The 23,464-nt window shown below is 61.9% G+C and carries 20 protein-coding genes; 16 read left to right on the top strand and 4 right to left on the bottom strand.

Annotated features, from left to right (window positions below; genetic code table 11):
• The first annotated feature begins 24 nt into the window (after positions 1-24).
• Positions 25-2,691, top strand: a complete 2,667-nt coding sequence (locus H585_RS0110065; protein ID WP_027367728.1) for an MMPL family transporter — start codon at positions 25-27, stop codon at positions 2,689-2,691.
• A gap of 12 nt (positions 2,692-2,703) precedes the next feature.
• Positions 2,704-3,690: an SDR family oxidoreductase gene (locus H585_RS0110060; RefSeq protein WP_027367727.1), complete on the top strand. Its 987-nt coding sequence runs from the start codon at positions 2,704-2,706 to the stop codon at positions 3,688-3,690.
• Here the strand turns inward: H585_RS0110060 and H585_RS0110055 are convergent, their stop codons facing one another.
• Complete coding sequence (locus tag H585_RS0110055) at positions 3,691-4,848, bottom strand: sulfotransferase family protein (RefSeq protein WP_014258419.1); 1,158 nt, start codon at positions 4,846-4,848, stop codon at positions 3,691-3,693. It lies immediately after the preceding gene.
• Between the two features lie 447 nt (positions 4,849-5,295).
• On the opposite strand from H585_RS0110055, the gene H585_RS0110045 reads away from it, so the two are divergent.
• Positions 5,296-5,622 carry a TraR/DksA family transcriptional regulator gene (locus H585_RS0110045; RefSeq protein WP_027367726.1) on the top strand — a complete coding sequence of 109 codons (327 nt, stop codon included), beginning with the start codon at positions 5,296-5,298 and terminating at the stop codon, positions 5,620-5,622.
• A gap of 273 nt (positions 5,623-5,895) precedes the next feature.
• Positions 5,896-6,273, top strand: a complete 378-nt coding sequence (locus tag H585_RS0110040) for a hypothetical protein (protein WP_027367725.1) — start codon at positions 5,896-5,898, stop codon at positions 6,271-6,273.
• A gap of 18 nt (positions 6,274-6,291) precedes the next feature.
• Here H585_RS0110040 and H585_RS0110035 read toward each other — a convergent pair whose 3' ends face one another.
• On the bottom strand, positions 6,292-6,897 hold the full coding sequence (locus tag H585_RS0110035) for a hypothetical protein (RefSeq protein WP_027367724.1): 606 nt from the start codon (positions 6,895-6,897) through the stop codon (positions 6,292-6,294).
• A 267-nt stretch (positions 6,898-7,164) separates the two neighbouring features.
• On the opposite strand from H585_RS0110035, the gene gspE reads away from it, so the two are divergent.
• The 12 genes from gspE (at position 7,165) to H585_RS0109975 (ending at position 21,435) form a co-directional block, all read left to right on the top strand.
• Entirely contained in the window at positions 7,165-8,841 is a 1,677-nt protein-coding gene (gene gspE / locus H585_RS0110030) for a type II secretion system ATPase GspE (RefSeq protein ID WP_027367723.1), read from the top strand.
• A gap of 1 nt (position 8,842) precedes the next feature.
• Positions 8,843-10,165, top strand: coding sequence for a type II secretion system F family protein (locus H585_RS0110025; protein ID WP_027367722.1), 1,323 nt, complete (start codon positions 8,843-8,845; stop codon positions 10,163-10,165).
• Between the two features lie 31 nt (positions 10,166-10,196).
• Positions 10,197-10,640 (top strand): type II secretion system major pseudopilin GspG, encoded by a 444-nt coding sequence (gene gspG / locus H585_RS0110020; RefSeq protein ID WP_014258426.1) that lies wholly within the window; start codon positions 10,197-10,199, stop codon positions 10,638-10,640.
• A 3-nt stretch (positions 10,641-10,643) separates the two neighbouring features.
• Positions 10,644-11,219: a prepilin-type N-terminal cleavage/methylation domain-containing protein gene (locus tag H585_RS0110015; protein WP_027367721.1), complete on the top strand. Its 576-nt coding sequence runs from the start codon at positions 10,644-10,646 to the stop codon at positions 11,217-11,219.
• On the top strand, positions 11,219-11,812 hold the full coding sequence (locus tag H585_RS0110010) for a type IV pilus modification PilV family protein (protein ID WP_027367720.1): 594 nt from the start codon (positions 11,219-11,221) through the stop codon (positions 11,810-11,812). The genes H585_RS0110015 and H585_RS0110010 overlap by 1 nt, the downstream gene beginning before the upstream one ends.
• Positions 11,809-12,618, top strand: a complete 810-nt coding sequence (locus tag H585_RS0110005; RefSeq protein WP_027367719.1) for a PulJ/GspJ family protein — start codon at positions 11,809-11,811, stop codon at positions 12,616-12,618. The genes H585_RS0110010 and H585_RS0110005 overlap by 4 nt, the downstream gene beginning before the upstream one ends.
• A complete protein-coding gene (locus tag H585_RS0110000) occupies positions 12,615-13,574 on the top strand; it encodes a type II secretion system minor pseudopilin (RefSeq protein WP_027367718.1) in 960 nt (319 codons plus the stop codon). Before H585_RS0110005 ends, H585_RS0110000 begins: the two co-directional genes overlap by 4 nt.
• Positions 13,575-13,593: 19 nt before the next feature.
• On the top strand, positions 13,594-14,925 hold the full coding sequence (locus tag H585_RS0109995) for a PilN domain-containing protein (RefSeq protein ID WP_027367717.1): 1,332 nt from the start codon (positions 13,594-13,596) through the stop codon (positions 14,923-14,925).
• A gap of 3 nt (positions 14,926-14,928) precedes the next feature.
• Positions 14,929-15,495 (top strand): type II secretion system protein GspM, encoded by a 567-nt coding sequence (gene gspM / locus H585_RS0109990; RefSeq protein ID WP_027367716.1) that lies wholly within the window; start codon positions 14,929-14,931, stop codon positions 15,493-15,495.
• A gap of 159 nt (positions 15,496-15,654) precedes the next feature.
• A complete protein-coding gene (gene gspD, locus H585_RS0109985) occupies positions 15,655-17,901 on the top strand; it encodes a type II secretion system secretin GspD (protein ID WP_244432520.1) in 2,247 nt (748 codons plus the stop codon).
• A gap of 81 nt (positions 17,902-17,982) precedes the next feature.
• Positions 17,983-20,238, top strand: coding sequence for a DNA helicase RecQ (gene recQ / locus H585_RS0109980; RefSeq protein ID WP_034627818.1), 2,256 nt, complete (start codon positions 17,983-17,985; stop codon positions 20,236-20,238).
• 534 nt (positions 20,239-20,772) lie between these two features.
• Positions 20,773-21,435: a hypothetical protein gene (locus tag H585_RS0109975; protein WP_027367713.1), complete on the top strand. Its 663-nt coding sequence runs from the start codon at positions 20,773-20,775 to the stop codon at positions 21,433-21,435.
• A 519-nt stretch (positions 21,436-21,954) separates the two neighbouring features.
• Here H585_RS0109975 and H585_RS0109965 read toward each other — a convergent pair.
• Both H585_RS0109965 and H585_RS0109960 read right to left on the bottom strand, forming a co-directional pair.
• Entirely contained in the window at positions 21,955-22,845 is an 891-nt protein-coding gene (locus H585_RS0109965) for an MlaA family lipoprotein (RefSeq protein ID WP_027367711.1), read from the bottom strand.
• Positions 22,846-22,858: 13 nt separating this feature from the next.
• Positions 22,859-23,449, bottom strand: coding sequence for a Tgt2/MlaC family protein (locus tag H585_RS0109960; protein WP_027367710.1), 591 nt, complete (start codon positions 23,447-23,449; stop codon positions 22,859-22,861).
• Positions 23,450-23,464 lie beyond the last annotated feature (15 nt).

The raw sequence follows: 23,464 nt of genomic DNA, 5'->3' as shown, positions 1-23,464 counted from the left end.
GGATCACGTTTAATCGGAGTCGGCATGCCCCTGCGCCGCATACGCAAGAACATCCCCTGCATGCCCCGTTGGGTCGTCCAGGCCGTGCTGGCCCACCCCGGCCTCACGCTCCTGCTGGCCGTTGCCCTGACGGGCTGGCTGGGCTGGTATACCGTCAGCCACTTCGCCATCAGCACGGATATGACCGAAATGGTTTCGGACGAGCTGCCTTTCCGCCAGATGCGCAAGAAGCTCGACCAAGCCTTTCCCGGACAGCGCGAGACGCTCGTGGCGGTCGTGGAGAGTGATGCTCCCGAAATGGCCCGCGCGTTTCAGGAAAAGCTGGCCGCCCGGCTGCGGCGGATGGCTCCGGAGGCAGGGCTCGAATCGGTTTTCGCGCCGGGAGCGGACGAGTTTTTTCGCCGCAACGGCATTCTTCTGCGCGAGCTGGACCAGGTCGAGGAGACCGTGGACAATCTGGCAGGGGTGCAGCCCTTCCTTACGCCTCTGGCCGAAGATCTGAGCCTGCCCTCGCTCCTTTCGACCTTGGGCGACTTTCTCATCGTGGGCGGTCAGGAGCTTGAGGACGCGGAAACCCTGCCCAAGCTTTTCGCTTCCATGAACAGGACCATCGAGGGGGCCCTGCAGGGTCGGCTGGAGTATTTGTCCTGGCAAGAACTCATGCGTGGTGATGACGGGCAGGAGGACGAAATCTCGCGTGAGTTCGTGGTGGTGCGGCCCAGGCTGGACTACGGAAAGCTCAACCCTGGCCGGCAGGCCATCCAGTCCGTGCGGGCCGCGGCTCAAGAAGTGGAGCAGGAAGTGCCGGGCGTGCGCGTGCGCCTGACGGGCAACGTGGCCCTCAAGAGCGACGACCTGCGCAGCGTGGAGAGCAGTGTGGGGCTGGGTTTCGGTCTGTCCTTCATCGCCGTGGCCGCGCTGCTCTACATAGGCCTGGCCTCCTGGCGCATGGTCCTGGCCTGCCTGGCCACGCTGCTCATGGGCCTTACCTGCACCCTTGGCTTCGCCATGCTGGCCATCGGCCGACTGAACCTCATCTCCGTGGCCTTCGTGGTGCTTTATATCGGCCTGGGCATCGACTACGCCATCCAGTACAGCCTGAGTTATCGCGAAAACATGCGCAGACATCTGGAAAAGCACCAGGCCCTGGCCCAGGCGGCCGAGGAAACCGGCAACGCGCTTATGCTTTGCTCGGTGACCACTGCCCTCGGCTTCTACTCCTTCGTGCCCACGGCCTATATCGGCGCCTCGGAACTGGGTCTCATCTCCGGCACGGGCATGTTCATCATTCTCGCGGCGACCATGACCGTATTGCCGGCCATGTTCGCACTCATGCCCACGGACCTGACCCAAGGCCGCAGCCTGAGCCTGGGGCGGCGAGTGTCGCGCTTTCCCGCCCGAAGAGCCCGCCTGGTAACCGGCTCGGCTGCCGTATTGATCATTGCCTCGCTGGCGCTTTTGCCCGGCGTGCACTTTGACGCCAATCCCCTGAATCTTTCGGATCAGGATGCCGAGTCCGTGGTCACGGCCAGGGATCTTTTCCGCACTGGCGACAATTCGCCATGGAACATATCGCTCCTGGCCCATAGCCGGGAGGAAGCGGCCCGCGAGGCCGCCCGGCTGGCCGAGTTGCCCGAGGTGGCCCGCACGGTGCACATCGGCGACTTCCTGCCCACGGACGTAGAGGACAAGCTCACGGCCCTGCAGGATTTGGAGTTCATCCTGCCGCCCCTGCCGCCCGCGCCCGAGCCCATCGAGGTACGCCACTGCGAGTATGCAAGCTGTCGCGCGGCGTTCGAGAATTTTGGCCAGGCGCTGGAAACCTATCTGCGTGAGTCGGGCCAGGGCCAGTCCGAGGCCGCAGGGCTGCTGGCGAGCGTACGGGAACTCACCGCTCGCCTCTCCGACCCTCAGGCCGGCGAATCCGCGCTGCGTCTGCTGGAACAGGCCATGCTGCGGCCCATGGCCGCGCTGCTTGAGAGCCTGCGCGACCTGCGCCGCGCCGAGCCCTTCGGCCTGCGAGACCTTCCGCCCGAACTGCTGGAACAGTATGTTTCGCCCCAGGGCGTCTATCTGGTGCAGGCTTTCCCCTCGCAGGACCTCTCCATTCCCGAGAACCAGAAGCGTTTCGTGGCCGCCGTGCGGGCCGTGGACCCCGAAGTTACGGGACCACCAGTGGCCGTGCTCGAATCAGGGCAAACCATCTCCGGGGCTTTTTTGCAGGCCATGCTCATCGCCGTGGGGCTTATCAGCCTGTTCCTGCTGCTGGTGTTGAGAAGTGCGCGAGAGACGGCGCTGATGCTCATGCCACTTACGCTGGCCATCCTCTACACGCTGGGGACCATGACGGCTCTGGGCATTGCCTTCAATTTCGCCAACATCATCGTGGTGCCGCTCATCCTGGGTATCGGCGTGGATTATTCCATCCACCTCGTGCAGCGCTACCGCTCGGGAAACGAATCTGCAGAGGAGTTGCTTGGGACGGCCACGGCGCGGGGCGTGCTGTTCAGCGCCCTGACCACGACGGCCAGCTTCGTGAGCCTGGCTTTTTCGCCGCACGACGGCATGGCCGGCATGGGCTTGCTGCTGACCGTCTCCATCGGCCTCATGCTCCTGGCCACGCTCATGATCCTGCCCGCGGTGCTGGCCCTTTGGCCCGGTTTGGCGAACAAGCATAAGAAGGCGCGCTGAGAGGTATTGGGTATGGATCTGGTCATAGGCGGCAGCGGCTTTATCGGCAGCCATCTCGTCAGCCTGCTCCAGGCCGCGGGAAGGCTGGTGCGCGTATTCGATCGCAAGCCCTGGCATACGGACCTTCCGAAGCCCGCCGAAATCCTGCTGGGCGACATCCGCGACGGCCGAGCCGTGCAGGAGGCCGCCCGAGGCTGCGAGCGCGTCTTCCATCTGGCGGCCAATCCCATGCTGTGGGACCGCAACCCGGATGTGTTCGATCAGGTCAACCGCCAGGGCACCGAGAACGTCATCCGGGCCGCGCGCGAGGCCAAGGTCCAGCGGCTCGTATACACCTCCACCGAGTCCATCCTCACGCCGCGCGACCATCCGGGCCCCATAACCGAGGACGTGCGCGTGACCGAGGAGGATCAGCTCGGGCCTTACTGCCTTTCCAAGTACCGCGCCGAGCGGGCCGTCCTGGAACTGGCCGCCTCGGGCTTCGACGCCGTGGTGGTCAACCCGACCATGCCGCTGGGTCCCGGCGATCGCAACCTGACTCCGCCGGGGCGCATGGTGCGAAATTTCCTGCAAGGCAAGATCAAGGGCTACATCGACTGCAGGCTCAACTTCGTGGACGTGCGCGACGCGGCCATGGGCCACATGCTGGCCGCCGAACGCGGGGTGCCGGGCCGGCGCTACATCCTGGCCGGCCATAACCTGAGCGTAAAGGAGCTGCTGACCATGGCGGCGCGCGAGGCAGGCATGAAGCCGCCGGCTTTCCGCGTGCCCTATGGCTTGGCTCTGGCCTTCAGCCGGATGGAGGAATGGTGGGGCCGGCGCACGGGCCGCCAGCCAATGTCTTCGGTGACGGGCGTGAAGCTATGCCGACGCTCGATGGCCTTCGACGGCAGCCGTACCTGGCGCGAACTGGGCGGCGCGGAAGGCTTCCGCATACGGCCGCTGGCGGACACGTTGCGGGATACGCTGCGCTGGCATCTGGAAGAGATGGGAAGATGACTACGGCTTGAAGCCGTACTCATCAAAAACGTCCTTCAGCTCGGCATAGACTATATCCTTGGTCAGGCCGAACTCTTCCAGGGAATAGGCGTGCTCGCTTTTGTAGCCCCTGGCTCTGCCGGCTTCCTGAGCCAGCCAGTCCTTGTAGTTAGGGCTCACGGGGATGCAGAACACGTCATAGATGCGCTTCACGGTAGCGGCCGGGTCGGCCACGAGATCCTCGTAGCGCACCTCCAGGAAACGATCGGGCGACAGGCCGCGCTTCACTTCCAGAATGGTCCGGTAGTACTCGAAGATCATGGTCGCCACCTGGCGCATGGCCGGACCGTTCTTGGCCGCATGCTGCGGGGCCAGAGTGGGCAGGGGCGCATGGAACATGCTCATGAGCGAGGGCACCGACTCGTAGGGATGGCGCACCAGGTGCACGATGCGCACGTCGGGCACGGCGGCGAGGACCAGGCGCAGCCTGCCGGCGATGAGCGCGACCTTCTCCAACAGTATCCGGTCCGGCTCCGCCTTGCCGTTGGCCCGCGTGACGCGCGTTGCGTAGACGTGCCGCTTGAGGCAGTCCTTGAAATACAGGCGCAGATGCACCGGGTCGTCCTCGGGCAGGCGGTCCGGGAACTTGAGCTGCGGCAGTTCGTCCAGATACGGGAAGAGCAGGGACACCAGCGGGCTCAGGAAGGCATAGACGAACAGCATTTCGTCCGATTCGGCCTTGTCCGGTCCCGTGGGATGCATTTTTTCCCAGCCTGAAAGCCCCTTGCGCATGACATAGGCCAGCATCCTGGCAAAGGGCGCACCGATCTCGCGGTCAAATCGGCCGAGCAGGCTGAAAAGCCTGTAATAGGTCACGGCCGGAAAGATGGTTTGCCAGAGCTTGAAGCAGGTGAAGCGCTCGTCTCCGGCCATGAGCCGGTGGGTGAAGGTTGTTCCGCTGCGCGGATTGCCTATGATGAAGATGGGTCGCCTGACCTCCTGAGAGCGCCAGCCCGGATAAAAAAAGTCGTCCAGGATGCGCCCGGCGATGACAACGGCGCGCAGGACCAGGAACAGAGCCGAGAAGATCACGGCGAAGAGCATGTGCCGGACCGAGAGCGGCCTGCGGGTGAACACGAGCGACATGGCCTTAAGGAATGTGGGAGTATGGAAGTACATGGCGCGTCCTTTGCGTTAACGGCACAACCCGTCAGAGATACCCGCACTGACGGGGCGTTGCAAGGGGGACGGCGAAATGGCGCACCTGCTTGCGCGGCGGTGTGCCGCCATGCGGGCATATTGAGACGCCATGGGCTTAGCTGGGGGCTCCGCCCGCAAATAAAAATGTCTCGGAGATCCCTTGCAAATAAAACGCACGTGTGTAGAATCTAGTCCGTTTGCCATGAACAAAATGCATCAGGATAATGACATGCAGCTTTGGTTAAAAAATATCCACAATAGGATAATTCAGCAACTCAGCAATACCGTCAAAGGTATTGCCCTGTCCCTTGGCTTTTGCAAGAAGCCACCGGGAGCCATCGTCTAGCGTCATTGCTTCGCTGCAACGAAAAGGCCCCATCTCCGCAGGAAATGGGGCCTTTCTTTTTACAATTCAAGGAGAGCAAGATGAGACAGAGTCGATTTAATTCAATCAAGAACAACATTGAAACAGAGATTGCCAGCATTCGTGAGGCATTGCAGAAATGGTCTTCCTACAATGAATCGCAAGATCCCATAACTGTCAGCGAACTGGCCGGAACCGGCATGAGCTATCTCGCCTGGAAGAAGCGCATGGACCAGCGGCTATTCGAACTGTCCAGGGCTTTGAGTAGAATGGAAGGCGAGAACTACGGCACCTGTGCGGATTGCGGTGAGGACATACCCATCCAACGCCTGGAGGCTGTGCCCGACACGGTGTACTGCGTTGGCTGCATGCGACACAGGGAAGGTTAGGCCGGTATTGCCGCCGCAGATGGCTGGGGCGGTCACTCGGACATTCGTCAGGAGGTCGTGATGCGCGGCGTGCGGCCTCCCCTCTTCGCCCAGAGCAGATTGCTTTTAAGACGCCCGCTCCGGCGTTGACGGCGTAAGTGAATTGCCTAGGCCGAAGCTAGCGGCAAGCCATGCCGACGCATGGCTTGCAGAGCATCTTCAAAAGCAAAATGCTCTAGCTACAACGCTTTGGGGCGGAGCTTGCGGGCCGTCCCGGAGCTGCTATGCTGGGTCATGGTCAGAAAACCGCGCGTATCCAACTACGACATCCTGCTTCGGGCCATGCGCGAGTTGCGTCCCGTAAGCGCCGTATACGGTGGCCATTACCGCGAGATGTGCCCGCACGTGCTGGGCCGCAAGCGCGACCGGCTGCATTGCCTGTTCTACCAATACGGCGGCGAAAGCAGCGCGGGGCCGGTCAGCGACGGCTCGCCGGAGAACTGGCGCTGCATTCCCGTGGCCGAGCTCACGGCCCTGCGCATCCACGAGGGTCCCTGGCATTGGGGCCCGTCGGGGCATGGAGGAACTCAGACCTGCGTGGACGTGGTGGAAGCGGTGGCGGGCAGGAAGACAATCGGCGCCGGTCTCGGCCCTGATGCGGCCTCGCCCTGAGCCGCATGCGGCCATCCCCTACTCGGCATCTTCGACCGTACCGCTGTAGAATGGCCTGTCCGGTTCGTCTCCGGGCATGTGGATGGTATCTTGAGGTTCGGCCACCGGCTGCTCCGGGCTGTCCAGCCCTGGAGGCAGGTCGTTGAAGTCCCGCGCCTCCAGCCCCTGCACGCGCATGTTGCCGATGATCAGGCTCATGCTCTCCCCCACGCTGATGGGAAAGATAACGTGCCGAAAGCTCATGTAGTAGACCCGCCAGGGCGCGGGGTTCAGTTCCAGCAACTCCTGGTTGCCCGTACGCACGGGCATCGGCAGCTCATAGCGCTCGCCGCTTTTCTCGCGCACGAGAATGGCCTTGACCGGCCTGGACATGAACGCCAGGGCCGCTTCAGGATCCGTGACGTGGTAGCGGAATTCCGAACGCTGTCCCCACTCCTGCACGAACAGGCCTATGGGCTCGATACCCCAGGTTTCGGGCGGGACCGTGGCTTCGGGCAGGGGAGGCTCCTTGAGCCCGCAAGCCGAAGCCAGCAGGACGGACAGCAGCAGCAATACGACCAACCGGGCGGACCGAAGGCCTTTCCTGGGGCGTGCGTAACACGGCTCGTTGGCGGGTATTCTCATGCTCGCTTGGGCTCCATTGCTGCTTGTGGCGCTGCCCTTCCATGGCCCATGCCCGGCGTTTTGGCAAGCCGGCAGCCATATGGGCTCTCCTGAGCATGAAACTTTTGTAATCGGTCTTCCCATATCTTCAATTGAGCCTAGATTCTTGGCACACATGCACTACCGCCGGCCTTTTCGGCGCGCTTCCTGGCGGAGGGCGCGCTTCCCGGCCGAGCTTTTTTATCGCAAATCTATGCACAAGACCCTGATTGGGGTAATCTGGATGCCATGTCTAATATCATCGATGCCATGATAGACCGAGGAATGCTGCAACGCGACGAACTGCGCCGCGTTGTGGCCAACAGCCGAACGGGCGAACCGCCCTACAAGGTGGCCATACGCACGGGCCTCGTGTCGGAGGACGACTTTCTCGGCCTGGTGGCCGCGGAACTCGGCATACCCTTCATCAAAACCCTTCCCGAGACGTACGACCCCGAGGCCTTCTCCCGCATTTCGCCGCTGTTCATGCAGGAGCACGCCTTCGTGCCCATGGCCGTGCACGACGACAAACTATCCATCGTCATCAGCGATCCCTTCGACCATATCGTCATCGATACGCTCAAGAAACTATTCAGGGTGGGCGATATAGAGCTGGCCATAAGCCGCGAGGAATCCATCCGCGCCTGGATCCAGGCCCACTACCTGCACGGCGAGCACCGCCAGCAGGACAGTGATGACGAGCAGGCCGCCGAACCAGAGTTCCTTGCCTTCGAGGATGTGGAGCAGCTCAAGGATTTGGCCTCCGAGGCCCCGGTAGTCAAGAAGGTCAACCTCATCCTGACCAAGGCCGTGGAGAGCGCGGCCAGCGACATCCACCTGGAGACCTTTCAGGATCGCATCCAGGTGCGCTTCCGCATCGACGGAATCCTGCAAGATTTCGAGGCCCTGCCTCGTCATCTGCAACAGGCCATCGTCTCGCGCATCAAGATCATGGCCCGCCTGGACATCGCCGAACGCCGCCTGCCCCAGGACGGCAAGATGTTCCTCAAGATCGCCGGCAAATCCATAGACATGCGCGTGTCCTGCCTGCCCACGACCCACGGCGAGTCCGTGGTCATCCGCCTGCTGGACCGCACGTCCATCTCGTTTTCCATGGAGAAACTGGGCTTTCCGGCCCTGCAACTGGAGGCCTTCGACCAGCTCATTCGCCAACCCCACGGCATCGTCCTGGTCACCGGCCCCACAGGCAGTGGCAAAACCACCACGCTCTACTCGGCCCTCAACACGCTCAACTCGCCGGATAAAAAAATCATCACCATCGAGGATCCGGTGGAATATGACCTGGACGGCATCAACCAGGTTCAGGCCAATCCGAAAGCCGGATTGACCTTTGCCAGCGGTCTGCGCTCCATCGTGCGCCAGGACCCGGATGTGATCCTCATCGGCGAGATCCGCGACCGGGAAACGGCGGATATCGCCGTGCAGTCGGCCCTCACGGGCCACCTGGTCTTCTCCACCCTGCACACCAACGACGCGGCAGGCGCCGTGACGCGGCTGGTTGAGATCGGAGTGGAGGACTACCTGCTGTCCTCGTCCCTCTTGGGCATCCTGGCCCAGCGACTGCTGCGAGTGCTCTGTCCGGCCTGCAAGAAACCCTTTCTGCCTGATGAAGCCTTGGTCCGCAGGTTGGGCATGCCCTGGACGCCCACTCCGGCCGAACCACTGTACGAGGCCGTGGGCTGCCCCAAGTGCAGCAATACCGGCTATCGCGGCAGGACGGCCATCTTCGAGGTCCTGCCCGTGAGCGACGAAGTCAAGAGCCTCATCCTGGAGAGCAAGAGCTCCACGGCCATCCGCGATCTGGCCGTGAGCCAGGGCATGCAGCTGCTTCGTGACAGCGGCTGGGAAAAGGTGCGCCAGGGCCTGTCCTCGGCCACGGAAGTCCTGCGCGTGGCGGGAGGCTAAGGTGCGGGAAGGCATGCGCATGGCCATGGACGACACGACCCAGGCGGCGACCCAACTGGAGTACGCCTATCGGGCCGTGGCCAGTGACGGACGGGTTGCCACCGGGACCATGACCGGCGAGAACGAGCGCCAAGTGGCTCTCGCTCTGCAACAGAAAGGCTTGGTGCCCCTGGAGATAACTCCCCCGGCGGGCGCGGAGCAGGCTCGGTCGCGTCGCGGCCGGCGCAAGGTCGTTGCAATCCCGGGCATACCCCGCGCAATCCGCGCCGGGAGGACGCCGCGCGTCAGCCGTGTGCGCAACAAGGCGCTCATCGCCTTTGCCGAGAATCTGTCTATGCTCTTGTCCGCGGGCATCGCCCTGGACAAGAGCCTGTTCATCATCACCGAGCTGACCGAAGGCCGCGTCTTTCGCAAGGTGGTGGCCGACGTGCACGAGCGCATACGCGAGGGCAGCTCCCTGGGCGACGCCCTGGCCCAGCACCCCGGAGCCTTTCCACCGGTCTTCGTGAGCATGGTCACGGCCGGCGAAAAGGGCGGAATCCTGGAGGCGGTGCTGGACAAGCTCACGGACTACCTCAAGAACGTGCAGGAGATTCGCGAATACCTTGTTTCGTCCATGATCTACCCGGCCATCCTGTCGCTGACCTCGGCCGTGTCCGTATTCGTGCTGCTCACCGTGGTCCTGCCGCGTTTCGCCACCATCTTCGACGACCTGGGCGCGGCCATACCTCTGCCCACGCAGATCATGCTCGCGACCGGAGCCTTCCTGCGCGGCTGGTGGTGGGCCATGCTCCTGGCCGCGCTGCTGGCGGTTCTGGGTTTCCGCTCCTGGGCTCGCACTCCGGGCGGCCGCCTGGCCTTCGACAGTTTCAAGCTGCGCGCGCCGCTGGTGGGCTCCATCATGGTGCGCATCGAGCTGGCGCGCCTCTCGCGCACGCTGGGCACGCTGCTTTCGAACGGCGTGTCCATCCTGGCCTCGCTCAACATCGTGCGCGGCGTGGTCCAGAACAGCGACCTCAAGGGCCGCCTGGGCCAGATCATCGAGGACATCAAGCAGGGCGTGCCCCTATCGCGCTCGCTGGCCGCCATCGAGTACATGCCATCCCTGGCCGTGCACATGATCGGCGTGGGCGAGCAGACCGGCCGGCTGGACGCCATGCTGCACAAGGTCGCCGATGTCTATGACAAGGAGCTGCGCGCGAGCATCAAGTCCTTCACATCCATTTTCGAACCGGCCGTGATTCTCGTGCTCGGTCTGGTTATCGGCATAATGGTCGTGTCCATAATGCTGGCGATTTTCAGCATCAATGAAATCGGCGTCTGATCGGCGCGAAAAGCAAGAGAGAGGTTAAGACATGGATTGCCATAACGAACTCCTTCACCGTCGCGCCCGCCAAGGCGGGTTCACCCTCATCGAGATCCTCATCGTGGTCTTCATCATCGGCCTGCTGGCCGCCCTGGTTGGGCCGCAGCTCTTCAAGCGCGTGGGCGGGGCCAAGCAGAAGATGGCCCGCACGCAGATCGAGGTGCTGGGCACGGCCCTGGACACCTACCGCTTGGACGTGGGCCAGTACCCTTCCAGCGAGCAAGGCCTGACGGCGCTGGTAACCCAGCCCGGCGACGTGCAAACCTGGGACGGCCCTTACCTGCGCAAGGATGTTCCCGCCGATCCCTGGGGCAGTCAGTACATCTATCGCAGCCCCGGCGAACATGGCGAATACGACCTGCTGTCCTTGGGCGCGGACAAGGCCGAGGGCGGCGAAGGAGAGAACCAGGACGTGGCGAGCTGGGAGAACTAAGGCGTGTTTCGCGTGAGGATTGAATGGGGCGGCATCCGCCAGGACGGCTCGCCCATCCTCACTCTTCTCCCGCAAGGGAACCTGGGGACATCCGTCCAGGCACCGTCCGTGCGGCAGGGCGGCTTCACCCTGCTCGAAATCATCGTGGTCGTGCTCATCATTTCGCTCATGGCCGGGGCCGTGGCCGGCATGGCTTACCGTCAGAGCGACGCCTTCCGACTCACGCTGGCCGGCCGGCAGGTCTACGGTTTCCTGCGCTCGGCGCGCAGCTTCGCCCTGCTGGACGAGCGGGAGAACCCCTGTCTGTACGATCCGGCCACCCGTGAGCTGACGGAGCAGGCCCGAGGCAAGCGCTTGCGCCTGCCCGATGGCGTGAACCTGGCCTGGAGCGAATCCGTCGGGACAGCCGAGCCAGAGGAAGACCGAGAGGAAGGCGTTCCCGTGGCGCGCTTCTACCCCGATGGTTCCTCGGACGGCTCGGGAGTGCTGTTGTATGCGGGCAGGAGGGAGCTGCGCCTGAGCCTGGACCCGGTCTTCGGCTGGGTGCGCCTGGAAATGCAGCCTCAGGGAGCAGGCTGATGAGCCGCGCGCACGGCATGCCCGGCGCTTCCGCCCAGCCCGTCCAGATCGGCCAGGCCAGCCAGGTTAGCCAGGCGGGCTTCACGCTCATGGAGGTCCTCGTGGCCGCGGTCATCGTGGGCCTGACCGTGTCGGTCTTCTTTCAGCTCCTTTCCGGGAGCCTTCGGCTGGAGGTTCGCAGCCGCCAGACAGCCGAGGCCGTGGTGGAGTCGCGTATGCTCTTCGACCAGCTCATGGCCATGGACGTGCGCGATGATGAGTACCCCTGGAGCGGTGAGGCCGAAGGCCGCGCCTGGAACGTGAGCATGTATGCCGTGGATGTGCCCGCACCCCTTGATGCAGATGCGCAGTCCGACGAGCAGTCCGAGGATGAGCTGCTTACGGTGCGAACCCCCTCGGAGCTGTACAGGTTCGTGCTCGACTTCACGGCCAAAGGAGGTCGCAATGTGCGCCTGTCCCTCTACCGGGATTACGAGCCGGGCTATTTCAACGACGATTTCAAGAACGACCATGTGCAGGAGCTTGCCGAGGGCGAGCGGCCGGTGCTGGAGGAGTTGCCCCCGGCCGAAGAGCTAGAGGCGGCTCAGGAATGAGACACACGGCACTTATCGCCACACATGCCGGGGTCCGGGGGGAGGCTCTCCCCCCGGCCGCCGGAGGCTATTCACGCCTTGAAGCGAATCGTGTTCAGGCCGGTTTCACGCTCCTGGAGGTGGTCATCTCCCTGACCATACTCTCCTTGCTCATGCTCGTGCTTTATATGGCCTTTTCCACCGCGGCCACGGTCTGGAGCCGCACGGACGACGGAGACTCGCCAAAACAGCGCCAGGAAACAGTAAGCAGGCTGCTGGCCGACGATTTTCGCGGGCTGCGGCCTTACACCCTCAACTGGGAGCAGGGCCGCGACTTCGCCTTTGCCGGAGCCAAGGGCACGGTTTTCTACGTGACCACCGGCGGACTCGGCTCAACGGATCGCGCGGACCACGGGCTGTTCTTCGCCTGCCTCTTCCTGGCCCCGGAGGAAAGAACCAGGCCGGGCAGGGATAGTGCGCAGGCCTTGTACCTCTACAAGTCGCCCTACCCTGACGAGGACTACTTCCTGGCCTTGCACGATTTCGCCACGAGCACTGGCGACACCCGCGCTTCCTGGCTTCCGCCCGAAAGTATGCGCGAACGCTCCCGCTTGCTTCTGGGCCATCTGGGCGAGGCGGCCTTCAGCTTCTCGGCCGGAGCGGCCATTTTACCGGAGGAGCAGGACGCAAGCCCCTTTGCCGCCAGCCGTCTCCTGCCCGAGGAAGACTGGGCCAAGCAGTCCCTGCCGGCGGTGACACAGCTTGAATACGCACTTGACGGACAGGTGTTCAGGGCGCTGGCCATGTACGGAGGACTGACGGAATGAGCCGACGCACATCGACCATGGGTCGAATCGCATACGGGCGCGCACCAGGCGGATTCGCCCTGGTGGCCGTGCTGTGGGTAACTGCCATATTGGCGGCCATCGCCACTGGCTACGCCACCATGGCGCGCCTCCAGGGCCAGGAAGCCTTGCACGGACTCACGGCGGCCAAGCAGACCTACCTGCTCCAGTCAGCCCTGGCCAAGGGCGAGCATGAGCTGCGTAAGTACACGCTCAATCGGCATCTGCTGGCGCGCAAGGACGAACTTGAATCCATCGGCCAAAAAACCCTCGGGCTCTGGTGGCCTCGCCACGAGGCCTACCGCATCCGGCTGGAGGACATGAACATGGCCGTGCGCCTGGTGGGGGATACGGGTAAGCTGGACGTCAACAGCCTGGACTACGCCCGCTGGGTCACGCTCCTGGCGGCCTGCGGCCTGGAGGACTCGGCTGAGATCACGGCCGTGGCCAACTCCATCGTCGACTGGACCGATGAGGACACCAACTTTAGCATCGGCGGGGCCGAGAACGACTACTACCAGGGCCTGGACAAGCCCTACCTATGCAAGGACGGCCCGCTGGAGAGCATCGAGGAGCTGCTGCTCGTCAAAGGCGTCACGCCGGAGCTGTACCACGGCACGGACGAACGGCCGGGGTTGAGCGACCTGCTGGACGTAGGCGGCAGCCAGGACAAGCTGGACATCAACTCCGCCTCGCCCAGGGCCTTTCTGATGATCCAGGGGTTGAGTCCCGAGACGATCGCGGAGCTGGAAACAATCCGCAAGGCCGAGCCGATCACCCGCCTGGCGGATCTGGCCGACGTATTGCCAGCCGAATCCATGGCCATTCTGCGCCAGCACTTCGACATCGTGCCACCGAAAACCGTCTTCCTGGAGGCTGCCCGCATCCTGTCCGATGACAGGCTTGGCGCTCTGGTTCGGCGAGCATCATCCTCGTGACATCCGAAGGCATACCCTTATGAAGAAAATCTCATCTCTCTGGCCGGTCGCCGTCTTCCTGCTGCTGCAACCCGACCGGGTCCTGCTTTACCGCTACGGGTACACGCCCTGGAACCGGGGCAAGCTCCTGGACAGGAAAACCTACCTGTTGGACGAAGAAGACGGCCCAGCGGAAGAGGCCCTGGCCAGAACCCTGACGCGCATCACGGCCGAGTTCCGGCCAGGCGCCGACGATTCCTGGTACCTGGGACTGCCTTTGCGCTACTTTACCTTCGTGGAGTTCAACCTGCCGCAGGCTGCCGTCGACAATCTGGACCAGGCCGTACACTACGCTCTCATGCGCCACGTGCCTTTCGATCTGGAGTCCACGCACGTGCGCCATGACAGCCAGCCCGCAGGCGAGCAGCTCCTTGTGAGCGCCACCGTGGTGCCCAAGGACGAGCTGTCCCCGCTGCTGGAGGATGCCGCATCAGCGGGCATCGCCGTGTCGGCCGTGCTGCCCTCCCTGGCCTTGGTGGCCCGTCTGCACGAAGAGAACGGCTTCTATATATCCGGGGGAGAGACCGAAACCGAGGTGTTGGGCTGGAAAGACGGCCGCATCATCTTTTCGGCCTGGGACCTGGCGCAGCGACCCGAAGCCGGAGCGACCTTCCTGGCCCGCACCAGGCCTGCCATGGTCAATGCTCCCCTGCCAGGCGACTGCCGCCATTTCCTTTGGGAGCAGGAAATCGAGGTGCGCGAAGCAGCATCGGCATTGTCGCTTGCCCCGGAAGCCTTGGCCGTACTGGATCAGCTCCCCAAAAATCCGGGCAGAGCCTTGGCCGACTTTCCCTACCAGATCGGGCTGGTGCCCGAGTCCGTCTTGCGGCGCAGGCGCATCTCCTTCTGGGTCCAGGCTGCCACCCTGCTGCTGGTATTGGTGGCTGTGTTGAGCATTCCCCTGGCCCACCTGGCCGGTTTGAATGCAAAGCTGGGCCGGCTTGACGCCATGATCACGGAAATCAGCGCCACAACCGACGAACTCACACGCATGCGGGCCGAAAACGAGCGCATCGTAACCGAGCTGCGCCGGCTGGCCAACGCGCAGGGCAACGCTCCCGTGCCGGCCGAGGTACTGCGCGAGTTGACCGAGATCCTGCCGCCGGACGTCTGGCTGACCACGCTGGTCATGGACCGTGAGCGTGTTGAGTTGCGCGGCACCGCAGCCTCGGCCACGACGGTCATCGAGCAGGTGGAGGCATCACCGCTGTTCAAGGAAGCCCGCTTCGACTCGCCCGTGACCAAACGGGGCGACAAGGAACTATTCAAGGTATTGGCCGGCCTGGAGCGCCAGCCTGTGCAAGGAGGCTAGCGCATGGAACAGGATGCCACCCTTTCCGCCGCCAAGCGCAAAAACGTGCTGTTGGCCGTTGCCGCGGCTCTGCTCGTGATCACCAGCGTCTACTATGCCTGGAGCTGGTACGACGGTTATATGCAGGAGCTGCGCTCGGCCATCGAACTGCGCCAAGTCCAGTACGACAAGCTTTCGCGTTTGGCGGCGAACCGTGGGCAGTACGAAAAGCTGCACCAAGCCCTGACCGGCTTCCGGGACACGCTCGTTTCACAGCGCTTCATCACGGGCCGCACGCTGCCGCTGGCCGAAGCCCGCTTCCAAAGCATGGTCACCCAGATGGGCCAGGATGCGCGGATCAACATCCGGGCCACCAAGATACTCCCAAAGGCTAATCGCGACAATTTGACCGTGCTCAACCTGAGCATCAACGCAAGGGGCGAGATCGGGGCCATCCGCGACTTCATCCTGGCCGTGCAGCAAAGCCCACACAGCATGTGGTTCGACCAACTAGAGATCAAACAGATCAGCTCACGCGAGGAGCGTTACTTCTACTTCGACGCTCGGCTGGCCGCACTGACCAGCCAATGAGTTGGATTATTCATCCATGACTTGCCATTATCCTCGCTAAACAGGTAAGAATGGCAGCATCCCGGACCATCTCCGACCAGCGTGGGTAGGGGAGCGGACCGGCGCAACGGACTGACGTCCTCCCGGTTACCGAGGGCGTCAAGCTACGAGCGATAAGGGATGCACATGCGACACGCCTTGACCATTCTCCTGCTCATCACAGTCGGCATCTCATCCTGCGCCGATTACAACCGCAACGAGACCTTCCTTCCCGTCGGAAACATGGTGGACCGAAAGGGACCCGCGCAATCCGCCCGCAAACCCGAGTTCGGACCGCAGCAGCCTGACTCGGCCCAACCAGACACCGGGGATGTTCTTGAGGAGGTGGAGCAGTCCAACCGCCGCCTTAACGCGCGGCTGGACAAAGTCCTTTCAGGCGAGTCACGGGGTGCCAGGCGGATCAAGGACATGCCCGAGGAGGGCGACGGCGGACAGCAGGTGGCCTTCGACTACCTCAACGCGGACATTGCGGAGGTGACGCGCCTGATACTGAACCAGCTGGGCGCCAACTACATCCTGCATCCGGGAGTCAAGGGCAGCGTGTCCATTCATGTTTCCGACACCCTGACCCGTGCCCAGATAGAGGAGATGCTCCAGGCCCTCCTGCGCATGAATGGAGCCATCATGCTGCGCGACGGTGAGTTGTGGAAGGTGGTGCCCCTGTCCGAGGCTCCGGCCCTGGCGCCCCTGGAAGGCATATTCCTGTCCGGCGAAGGCCGCTCGCCCACACGAGGGCAGGTCGTGCGCGCTTTCAAGCTCGACTACATGCCCGCTCCCGAAATCATGAACGTCATCAAGCCTTTCTTATCCAAAGGCGCACTGGTCTACGCTAATGATGAACGGGGGCTGCTGCTGGTGTGCGACTTTCCCCATTCCTTGCTCAAGATCGAGCAGGTCATCAACCTCTTCGACGTGAGCGTTTTCGCCGATATGCACATGCGCGTGTACACCCTGCGATACGTGCCGGCCGCCGACATGACCCAAGATCTTCAGGACCTGGCCCTGAGCACGGGCATCAACACGCCCAAGGGAGTCCAGAAAGTGACATTTCTGGCCATGGAGCGATTGAACATGGTCCTGGTGGTGGCCAGGACGCGCAGTATTCTGGATTTCGTTGATATCTGGGTCGAGGAACTTGATCAGGATATTCCACAGCTCGTGAGGGCCGGCAGGGCCGAAAACATCTTCGTCTACTACGTGCAGAACGGCGACGCCGAGGAAATCGTCAAATCCCTGGAGGGCGTCTTCGCCACGAAGACCGAGGGACGGACAACCACAGCGCCCCGGCAGGAACAGAACGGCCAGGAACAGCAGAACCAACGTGCCCCGGGCGCGGCCATCGCCCCAGCTCAGCAGGGACAGCAGCCAGGTCAGGGCCAAGTGCCCATCGGCCAGCAGATAGCCCAACAGCGCGAGGCTCCGCAGGCCCGGCAACGCGATACCAACATTACTGGCGAACTGACCGGAGAGGTTGTCTTCGTGGTCGACGTCACCACCAACTCCATCCTGACACGAGCAAACTCCGACGACTACCGGACCGTGCTCTCGGTCATCGAGAAGCTGGACATCTATCCCAAGCAGGTGCTCATCGAGGTCATCATCGCCGAGGTTTCGCTGGATGATGAAACCCAACTAGGCATCGATTGGCGTTACCTGCTGGACCTGACCGGCAATGCCAGCATCGATTTCAGCCTGAGCAACACTCCCGCCACCCTCAACAGCGGCCTGGCCGTAACGCTGGTGGACGGCGACCGACTGCGCTCGACTCTGAGAGCGCTTGCCACCAAGAACCGCACGCAGATCCTGTCCTCTCCGCACATACTGTCCTCCAACCACTCGGAGGCCAAGATCGACATCGGCCAGGAGGTGCCCATCCTGACCCAAGTCACGGAAACGACCGACCCCACAACCTCCGAAACCACAACTTCGGTGCAGCAGAATATCCAGTACCGCAACACGGGCATCCTGCTTTCGGTCACCCCACACATCAACGAGCGTGGATTGGTGCGCATGGAGCTCAGCCAGGAGATCAGCTCCATAGAGGATACCTCGGTGGGCGCCATCAATTCCCCGCTGTTCCGCAAGCGGCTGGCCACCACCACCGTGGTGGTCAATGACGAACAGACCATCGTCATCGGCGGTCTCATGGAGCAGAACAATACCAACAACGAGAACAACGTGCCGCTTATGCACCGCATTCCCTTGATCAAGTATCTTTTCGGCTATGAAATCCAGAGCTATCAAAACCGGGAACTGCTCATTTTCATTACTCCGCATGTGGTGGAAAGCCGCGAGGATAACGACTTCATCTCCAAGAATTTCATCAAGCGCCTGCAGAGCATCAAGCGCTCCATGCTCAAGAGCTGATTTGCCTCCTTGGGCTAAGGAGCTTATATGCAAGGGGCGCTTGGCGCCCCTTTACGTTTTGCCGAGCCGACAAGCCCACGCATGCCAAAGCACCCCCACGCGACCACACCGGCCGAGATCCTGCGCACGATCTTCGGCTACGCATCTTTCCAGGGCCGACAGGAAGAGATCATCACGCACGTGGCCGACGGCGGCGATGCCGTCGTGCTCATGCCCACGGGCGGCGGTAAGTCCCTGTGCTACCAGATCCCGGCCCTTTTGCGGCCGGGCCTGGGTGTGGTGGTATCGCCGCTTATCGCGCTCATGCAGGATCAGGTGGGCGGCCTCACGCAGATGGGCGTGGCCGCGGCCTGCCTCAATTCGGCCCTGACGCCCTCCGCAGCCCGCAGTGTGATCGAGGACATGCTCGCCGGCCGGCTGGACCTGCTCTATGTCGCGCCGGAGCGGGCAGTGCGGCCCGATTTCCTGCGGCTGCTCGGTCAGGTCGAGCTGGCCCTGTTCGCCATCGACGAAGCCCACTGCGTATCCCAGTGGGGTCACGACTTCCGGCCCGAGTACCGTGAGCTGGCCGTTCTAGGCCGGGCCTTTCCCGGCGTGCCGCGCATCGCCCTCACGGCCACGGCCGACGAGCCCACCAGGCGGGACATCCTGGCTGGACTGGACCTGCATGGCGCGGCCTTGTACTGCGCCAGCTTCGATCGCCCCAACCTGCGCTACATCGTGAAGCCCAAGGACCACCCGTTCCGGCAGCTCATGGAATTCATCCGCCGCGAGCATCCCGGCGAGGCAGGCATCGTCTACTGCCTGAGCCGCCGTAAGGTCGAAGAGACCGCTGCGCGCCTGGCGAAGGAAGGGCTGCGCGCCCTGCCCTACCATGCAGGCTTGCCCTCGACGGAACGTGAGCGCAACATGGATGCCTTCATGCGCGAAGAAGGCCTGATCATGGTTGCCACCGTGGCCTTCGGCATGGGTGTGGACAAGCCCAATGTGCGTTTCGTGGCTCACCTGGACCCGCCGCGCAGCCTGGAGGCCTACCACCAGGAAACAGGCCGCGCGGGTCGCGACGGATTGCCTGCCGATGCCTGGATGGTCTACGGCCTGCAGGATATCGTGGCCATGCGCGCCATGCTGCGCGGGGAGGAGGCGCAGGTCTCGGGCAGTCAGGATCACGACGGCCTGGCACACAAGCGCCTGGAAGCGCGCAAGCTGGATGCGCTGCTGGGCTATTGCGAAACCACGGCCTGCCGGCGCACGGTTCTGCTCGGCTACTTTGACGAAAACTTCCAAGGCCCGTGCAACAGCTGCGACTGCTGCCTGGAGCCGCCCGAGACCTTCGAGGGCACGGTGGTGGCCCAGAAAGCTTTATCCAACGTCTTCCGCACAGGCCAGCGTTTCGGCGCGGGCCATCTGACGGACGTACTCCTGGGCCGGGCCTCGCCGCGCGTGCTGGAACTGGGCCACGACCGCTTGAGCACCTTCGGCATCGGCACCGAGCTGGACCGCGACGGCTGGATGTCCGTGCATCGGCAACTCGCCGCCTCCGGCTACCTTTCCGCCGATCCCGACAGCTATGGTGGATTGCGCCTGACTCCCAAAAGTTGGGATGTACTAAAGAACGGCAGATCGGTGAGCTTCCGGCGCGACGCTAAGCGTTCAGCACGCCGCGCAACGCGTGCAGGCGGTACGGGTTTGCCGGCCACAGGTGAGGCTCGCGGCCTGCTGGTAAAGCTCAAGGAGCTGCGCATGGCCCTGGCCCGCGAGCATGGCGTGCCGCCTTATGCCATTTTTCCGGACCGCACCTTGCTGGATTTCGTGCGCCTGCGGCCCGCGGATCAGCGCGCCTTGTGCGCTGCCTTCGGTGTGGGCGAACGCAAGGCCGAGCGGTTCGGCCCGGCTTTCCTGGCCTTGCTCGAAGCTTACGCCATTGAGCACGGCAGGCCCACGCCAGCACCTGAGCCCGAACCAGAGACTACCGGCAACAGAGACGAACCCTCGGCCAGCCTGGGCACACGTCGACGCGGGGACTCGGCTCGCGAAAGCCTGGAGCTGTTCCGCGAGCTGGGCAGCGTGGAAGCCGTGGCTGCCCGGCGTGCGCTGAAGGCCTCCACGATCTGGTCGCATATGACCGATGCCGTGGCCCATGACGAATTGGACGGATTGGCCGTATCCGGACTGCAATCAGAAGAATATGAGTGCCTGTCGGAAACCTTGCGCCTGTTCGCACGCGAAGGCTTTCTGGGCCTCAAGCCGGCTCATGAAGCCTTGGGAGAAGTCTATTCCTACGAGTTGCTGCGCCTGGTCTGGGCCGATATCGGCCGCACGGCCAACTTGGAGTAGACCGGATTTTCACGCAGCCAACTTTTGTTGCAACGCCTGGGAATTTTGCAGTCGAACCAAGAGAAGGCGCTGCCCTCTCTTGGACTCTCACCCGCCAGGGAAATGACTTCCCTGGACCCGCTTTTTCTCTTTCCTTGTAACCGGCTATAGCTACACCGCCAATCTCGTACCCCACGACGGCAATTCGTGAATTGAGCGGTGTCAGGTTCGCGAGGACACTGCTTCAGGAGCTTTGTCCAACTCGCCTGTGCCCTGGTACATGGATCAGATGGTCGGGGCGTTCTGGATCCAGATGCCTAATCTTGGTAATATTGGATTTCGAAAGACACTCCACTCACAATAGTATAAACGCACTGCTGAATATAGAATTTATTTTGACCTGATTAGAGGGTGGTGATAAAGGCAAACGGTATCCTGCTTCCGCTCCTGCATTTATGAGAAGACCGCAATCGCTTTGTTCTCTCATGAATTTCGTCTATATAAGGACATAACGCAGTATCCACCAATCCCATAAGCTTACGAGAGGAAAATACAATGAAACTATTTTTATTTACTATCTACATACTACTTATTGGACTTTCCGCTTGTTCTCATAAAACAATGAACAGTTATAATCCGCCTCAACCTCGACAGGTGGCGTCCGGTATTATTGTTCAAGCTGACCAGGCGAAAGTCCTTTCAATGATCAGGAACTATGCTCAATCGCGGTTTTATGTACTTGATGAAACGCGAGCCGATAAAGGACTCCTGTCATTCAGCGTGGGCGTTTCGGATATCGCGCAGTATGTTGATTGCGGTTCCCGCACGGCCGGATATGGTGGTCGCTTTAGCAGTCTGAAGACCTCCACTTCTCAGGCTGCTGCCGAGCGCTACTCGCTTAAATATATCGATATGGAAGCCAATAAGGTTGTCACCGAGGCCGTTGAAAACGGTTATAATATCAAAGTCGGAATAATATGCACACCTGTTGAAGGTGGCACGCTTGTAGATGTCAATGCACAGTATACAATAACAGGTCGAAAAACCATTCGAGCCAGATTCAAAAGAACTATCGCAACCGATTATGAGGTCGCATTTAATTCAAAGACTCAACCGGGAGTCGGGGGCGGCATGACTTGCTATTCTGTAGGAATTTTGGAAAAGGACGTGCTTGATTGGATTATGCTTCATATAAAAGGCGCTGAAGCAAATAGCTAGAAACCATCCCATAAATAGGGCCTGTTCATTCCCGGCTCAGGCCCTATTCTGCCTTATGAGCAAATATGATTACCTGACGGACGAGAAGTAGGCGGTCCTTGAGCCCCTGATCCCTGAGCCCAAGCGACGTCCCGATGGTCGAGGCAGGCCCTGGAAGCCAAACCGCAAAGTCCTTGCCGGCATTCTTTGGATCCAGCACACCGGCGCAGGTGGAGATCGAGCGTCTGTCCGCCTTACTTGGGCGTTCAGACGCATCACCATACGGTGGGAATACCACGCCGAGAATTTCAGGGGGTTTGCCCATCTCGCCTGTGCCCTGATCCTTCTCCTCAGGTATTAGTGCACTTTGCACTTGAACTGGGTGAGGGCGCTGCCCTCTCCCAGACCCACTCCCGCCAGGGAAATAATTTCCCTGGACCCTCATTTCATTCGCAAGCTACTTTAATCGATGACTTCTTAGATGGAAAAGGCCCGCACTCCTTGCGGAGGGCGGGCCTTCGAATTTGCGGAATGCGCCGGCTACTGCTTCACTTGGTTCTGACGGGCCTGCATGTAGATGTCGCGGATGGCCGCGTAAGGGTCCAGGGACGCCTTCTTGAGGGCCTCGTAGTCGCCAAGGCGGAAGGACAGTTCGTTGACGTTATCGCCGGCCCTGATGGCCAGGGGCACCCACAGACGTTCGGAATCGGACCAGTTCTTGAGCTGCTTGTCCTCGTCACCGAAGTCCCAGAACAGCCAGGTCAGAGGGTCAAGGAAGTAGTCGCCCGTATCGCCGACCAGATCCCTTGCCGAACTGGGTCCGAGAAATGGCAAGTACAAATAGAAGCCTTGGCCAATACCCCAGACACCCAAGGTCTGGCCCAGGTCCTCTTCGGGCGGATCGAGATCCACGCCCTTGGCCACATTGACCAACCCACCCAGGCCGAAAGTCGAGTTGAGCAGGAAGCGCCCGGTTTCCTGGGCCGCTCGTCCCGGCTTACCCTGCAGCAAGCTGTTTACGAAACGGATAGGAAAGCGCAGATTGTAGAAGGCATTGGAAATGCCCCTGCGCAACGGCTGGGGCAGCACGGCTTCCCATGTCCGCGCTACGGGCTTGGCAGCATAGAAGTAGAAGTAGTCATTGAACCAGAACATTGCCCGGTTGAATCCCTCCAAGGGATCGGACACGCTCGGGGCCAGCGCTAAGTCATCGGCTTCGTAGTATTCCGAGAATTCATCCTCGAATTCATCTCCGGGCTCCTGGCGGGCGGTATCGCCCTGTATAACCCCTCCCGTGGCCTGGGCCACCATGGTCATGCCCAGTTCAGGCCGATGCGGCTCTCCTGTTCCAGTTAGAGCCAAGGCCTGCTGCGAGTGCGACAGGGTAGCCAGACCGAGCACGCAGACAATGGCCATACGGATCAGGGTCATGCTTCCTCCGGCTTCAGGAACTCGCCTTCTGACGTAGTTGCCGCAGCAAGCTCTCGGGTGAGCCCTTGGCCAGAATGTCATTGAACTGGCTGCGATAGTTCATGACAAAACTGACGCCCTCCACGAGCACATCGTACGTGCGCCATCTGCTTCCGTCGTTGTACATCCGATAGACCACGGGGATTTCCTTGCCCTTGGACACGACCACCGTGCTGACCTCGGCCTTGTTGTCGTTCGCCTTGGTTTCACCGGTTATGAGCACTTTCTCGTCGGTATACTCGCGGATGCGGTCGATGTAGGTCTTCTCCACCAGGTCCGCGTAGAGTTCCGTGAACTCTTCCTGCTGCTTCGGATCGAGCTTGCGCCAATCGCGGCCCAGGGTGATCTGCGCAAAGCGCTTCTTGTCCATGAATTTCTCGGCCACGGCGGCAATGCGCTGCCTCTGCTCGTCGGCTCTGTCTGGGGCCTTGAGCTTGGGGTCGCGCAGTATCACAAGGATTTCATCCACGGCGCTCCTGATGACCTGCGTCGGCTCCGCGGCGGACGCAACCCCGGCCATGCCAATAAGTAGAAACACAACCAAGGCGCAAACAGTCTTCCTCATCACTCCCCTCTGAGC

Origin of the sequence: Desulfocurvibacter africanus subsp. africanus DSM 2603, from assembly GCF_000422545.1 — a bacterium.
GTDB classification, from domain to species: Bacteria; Desulfobacterota; Desulfovibrionia; order Desulfovibrionales; family Desulfovibrionaceae; genus Desulfocurvibacter; species Desulfocurvibacter africanus.
This window is presented reverse-complemented; position numbering and strand designations above follow the sequence as displayed.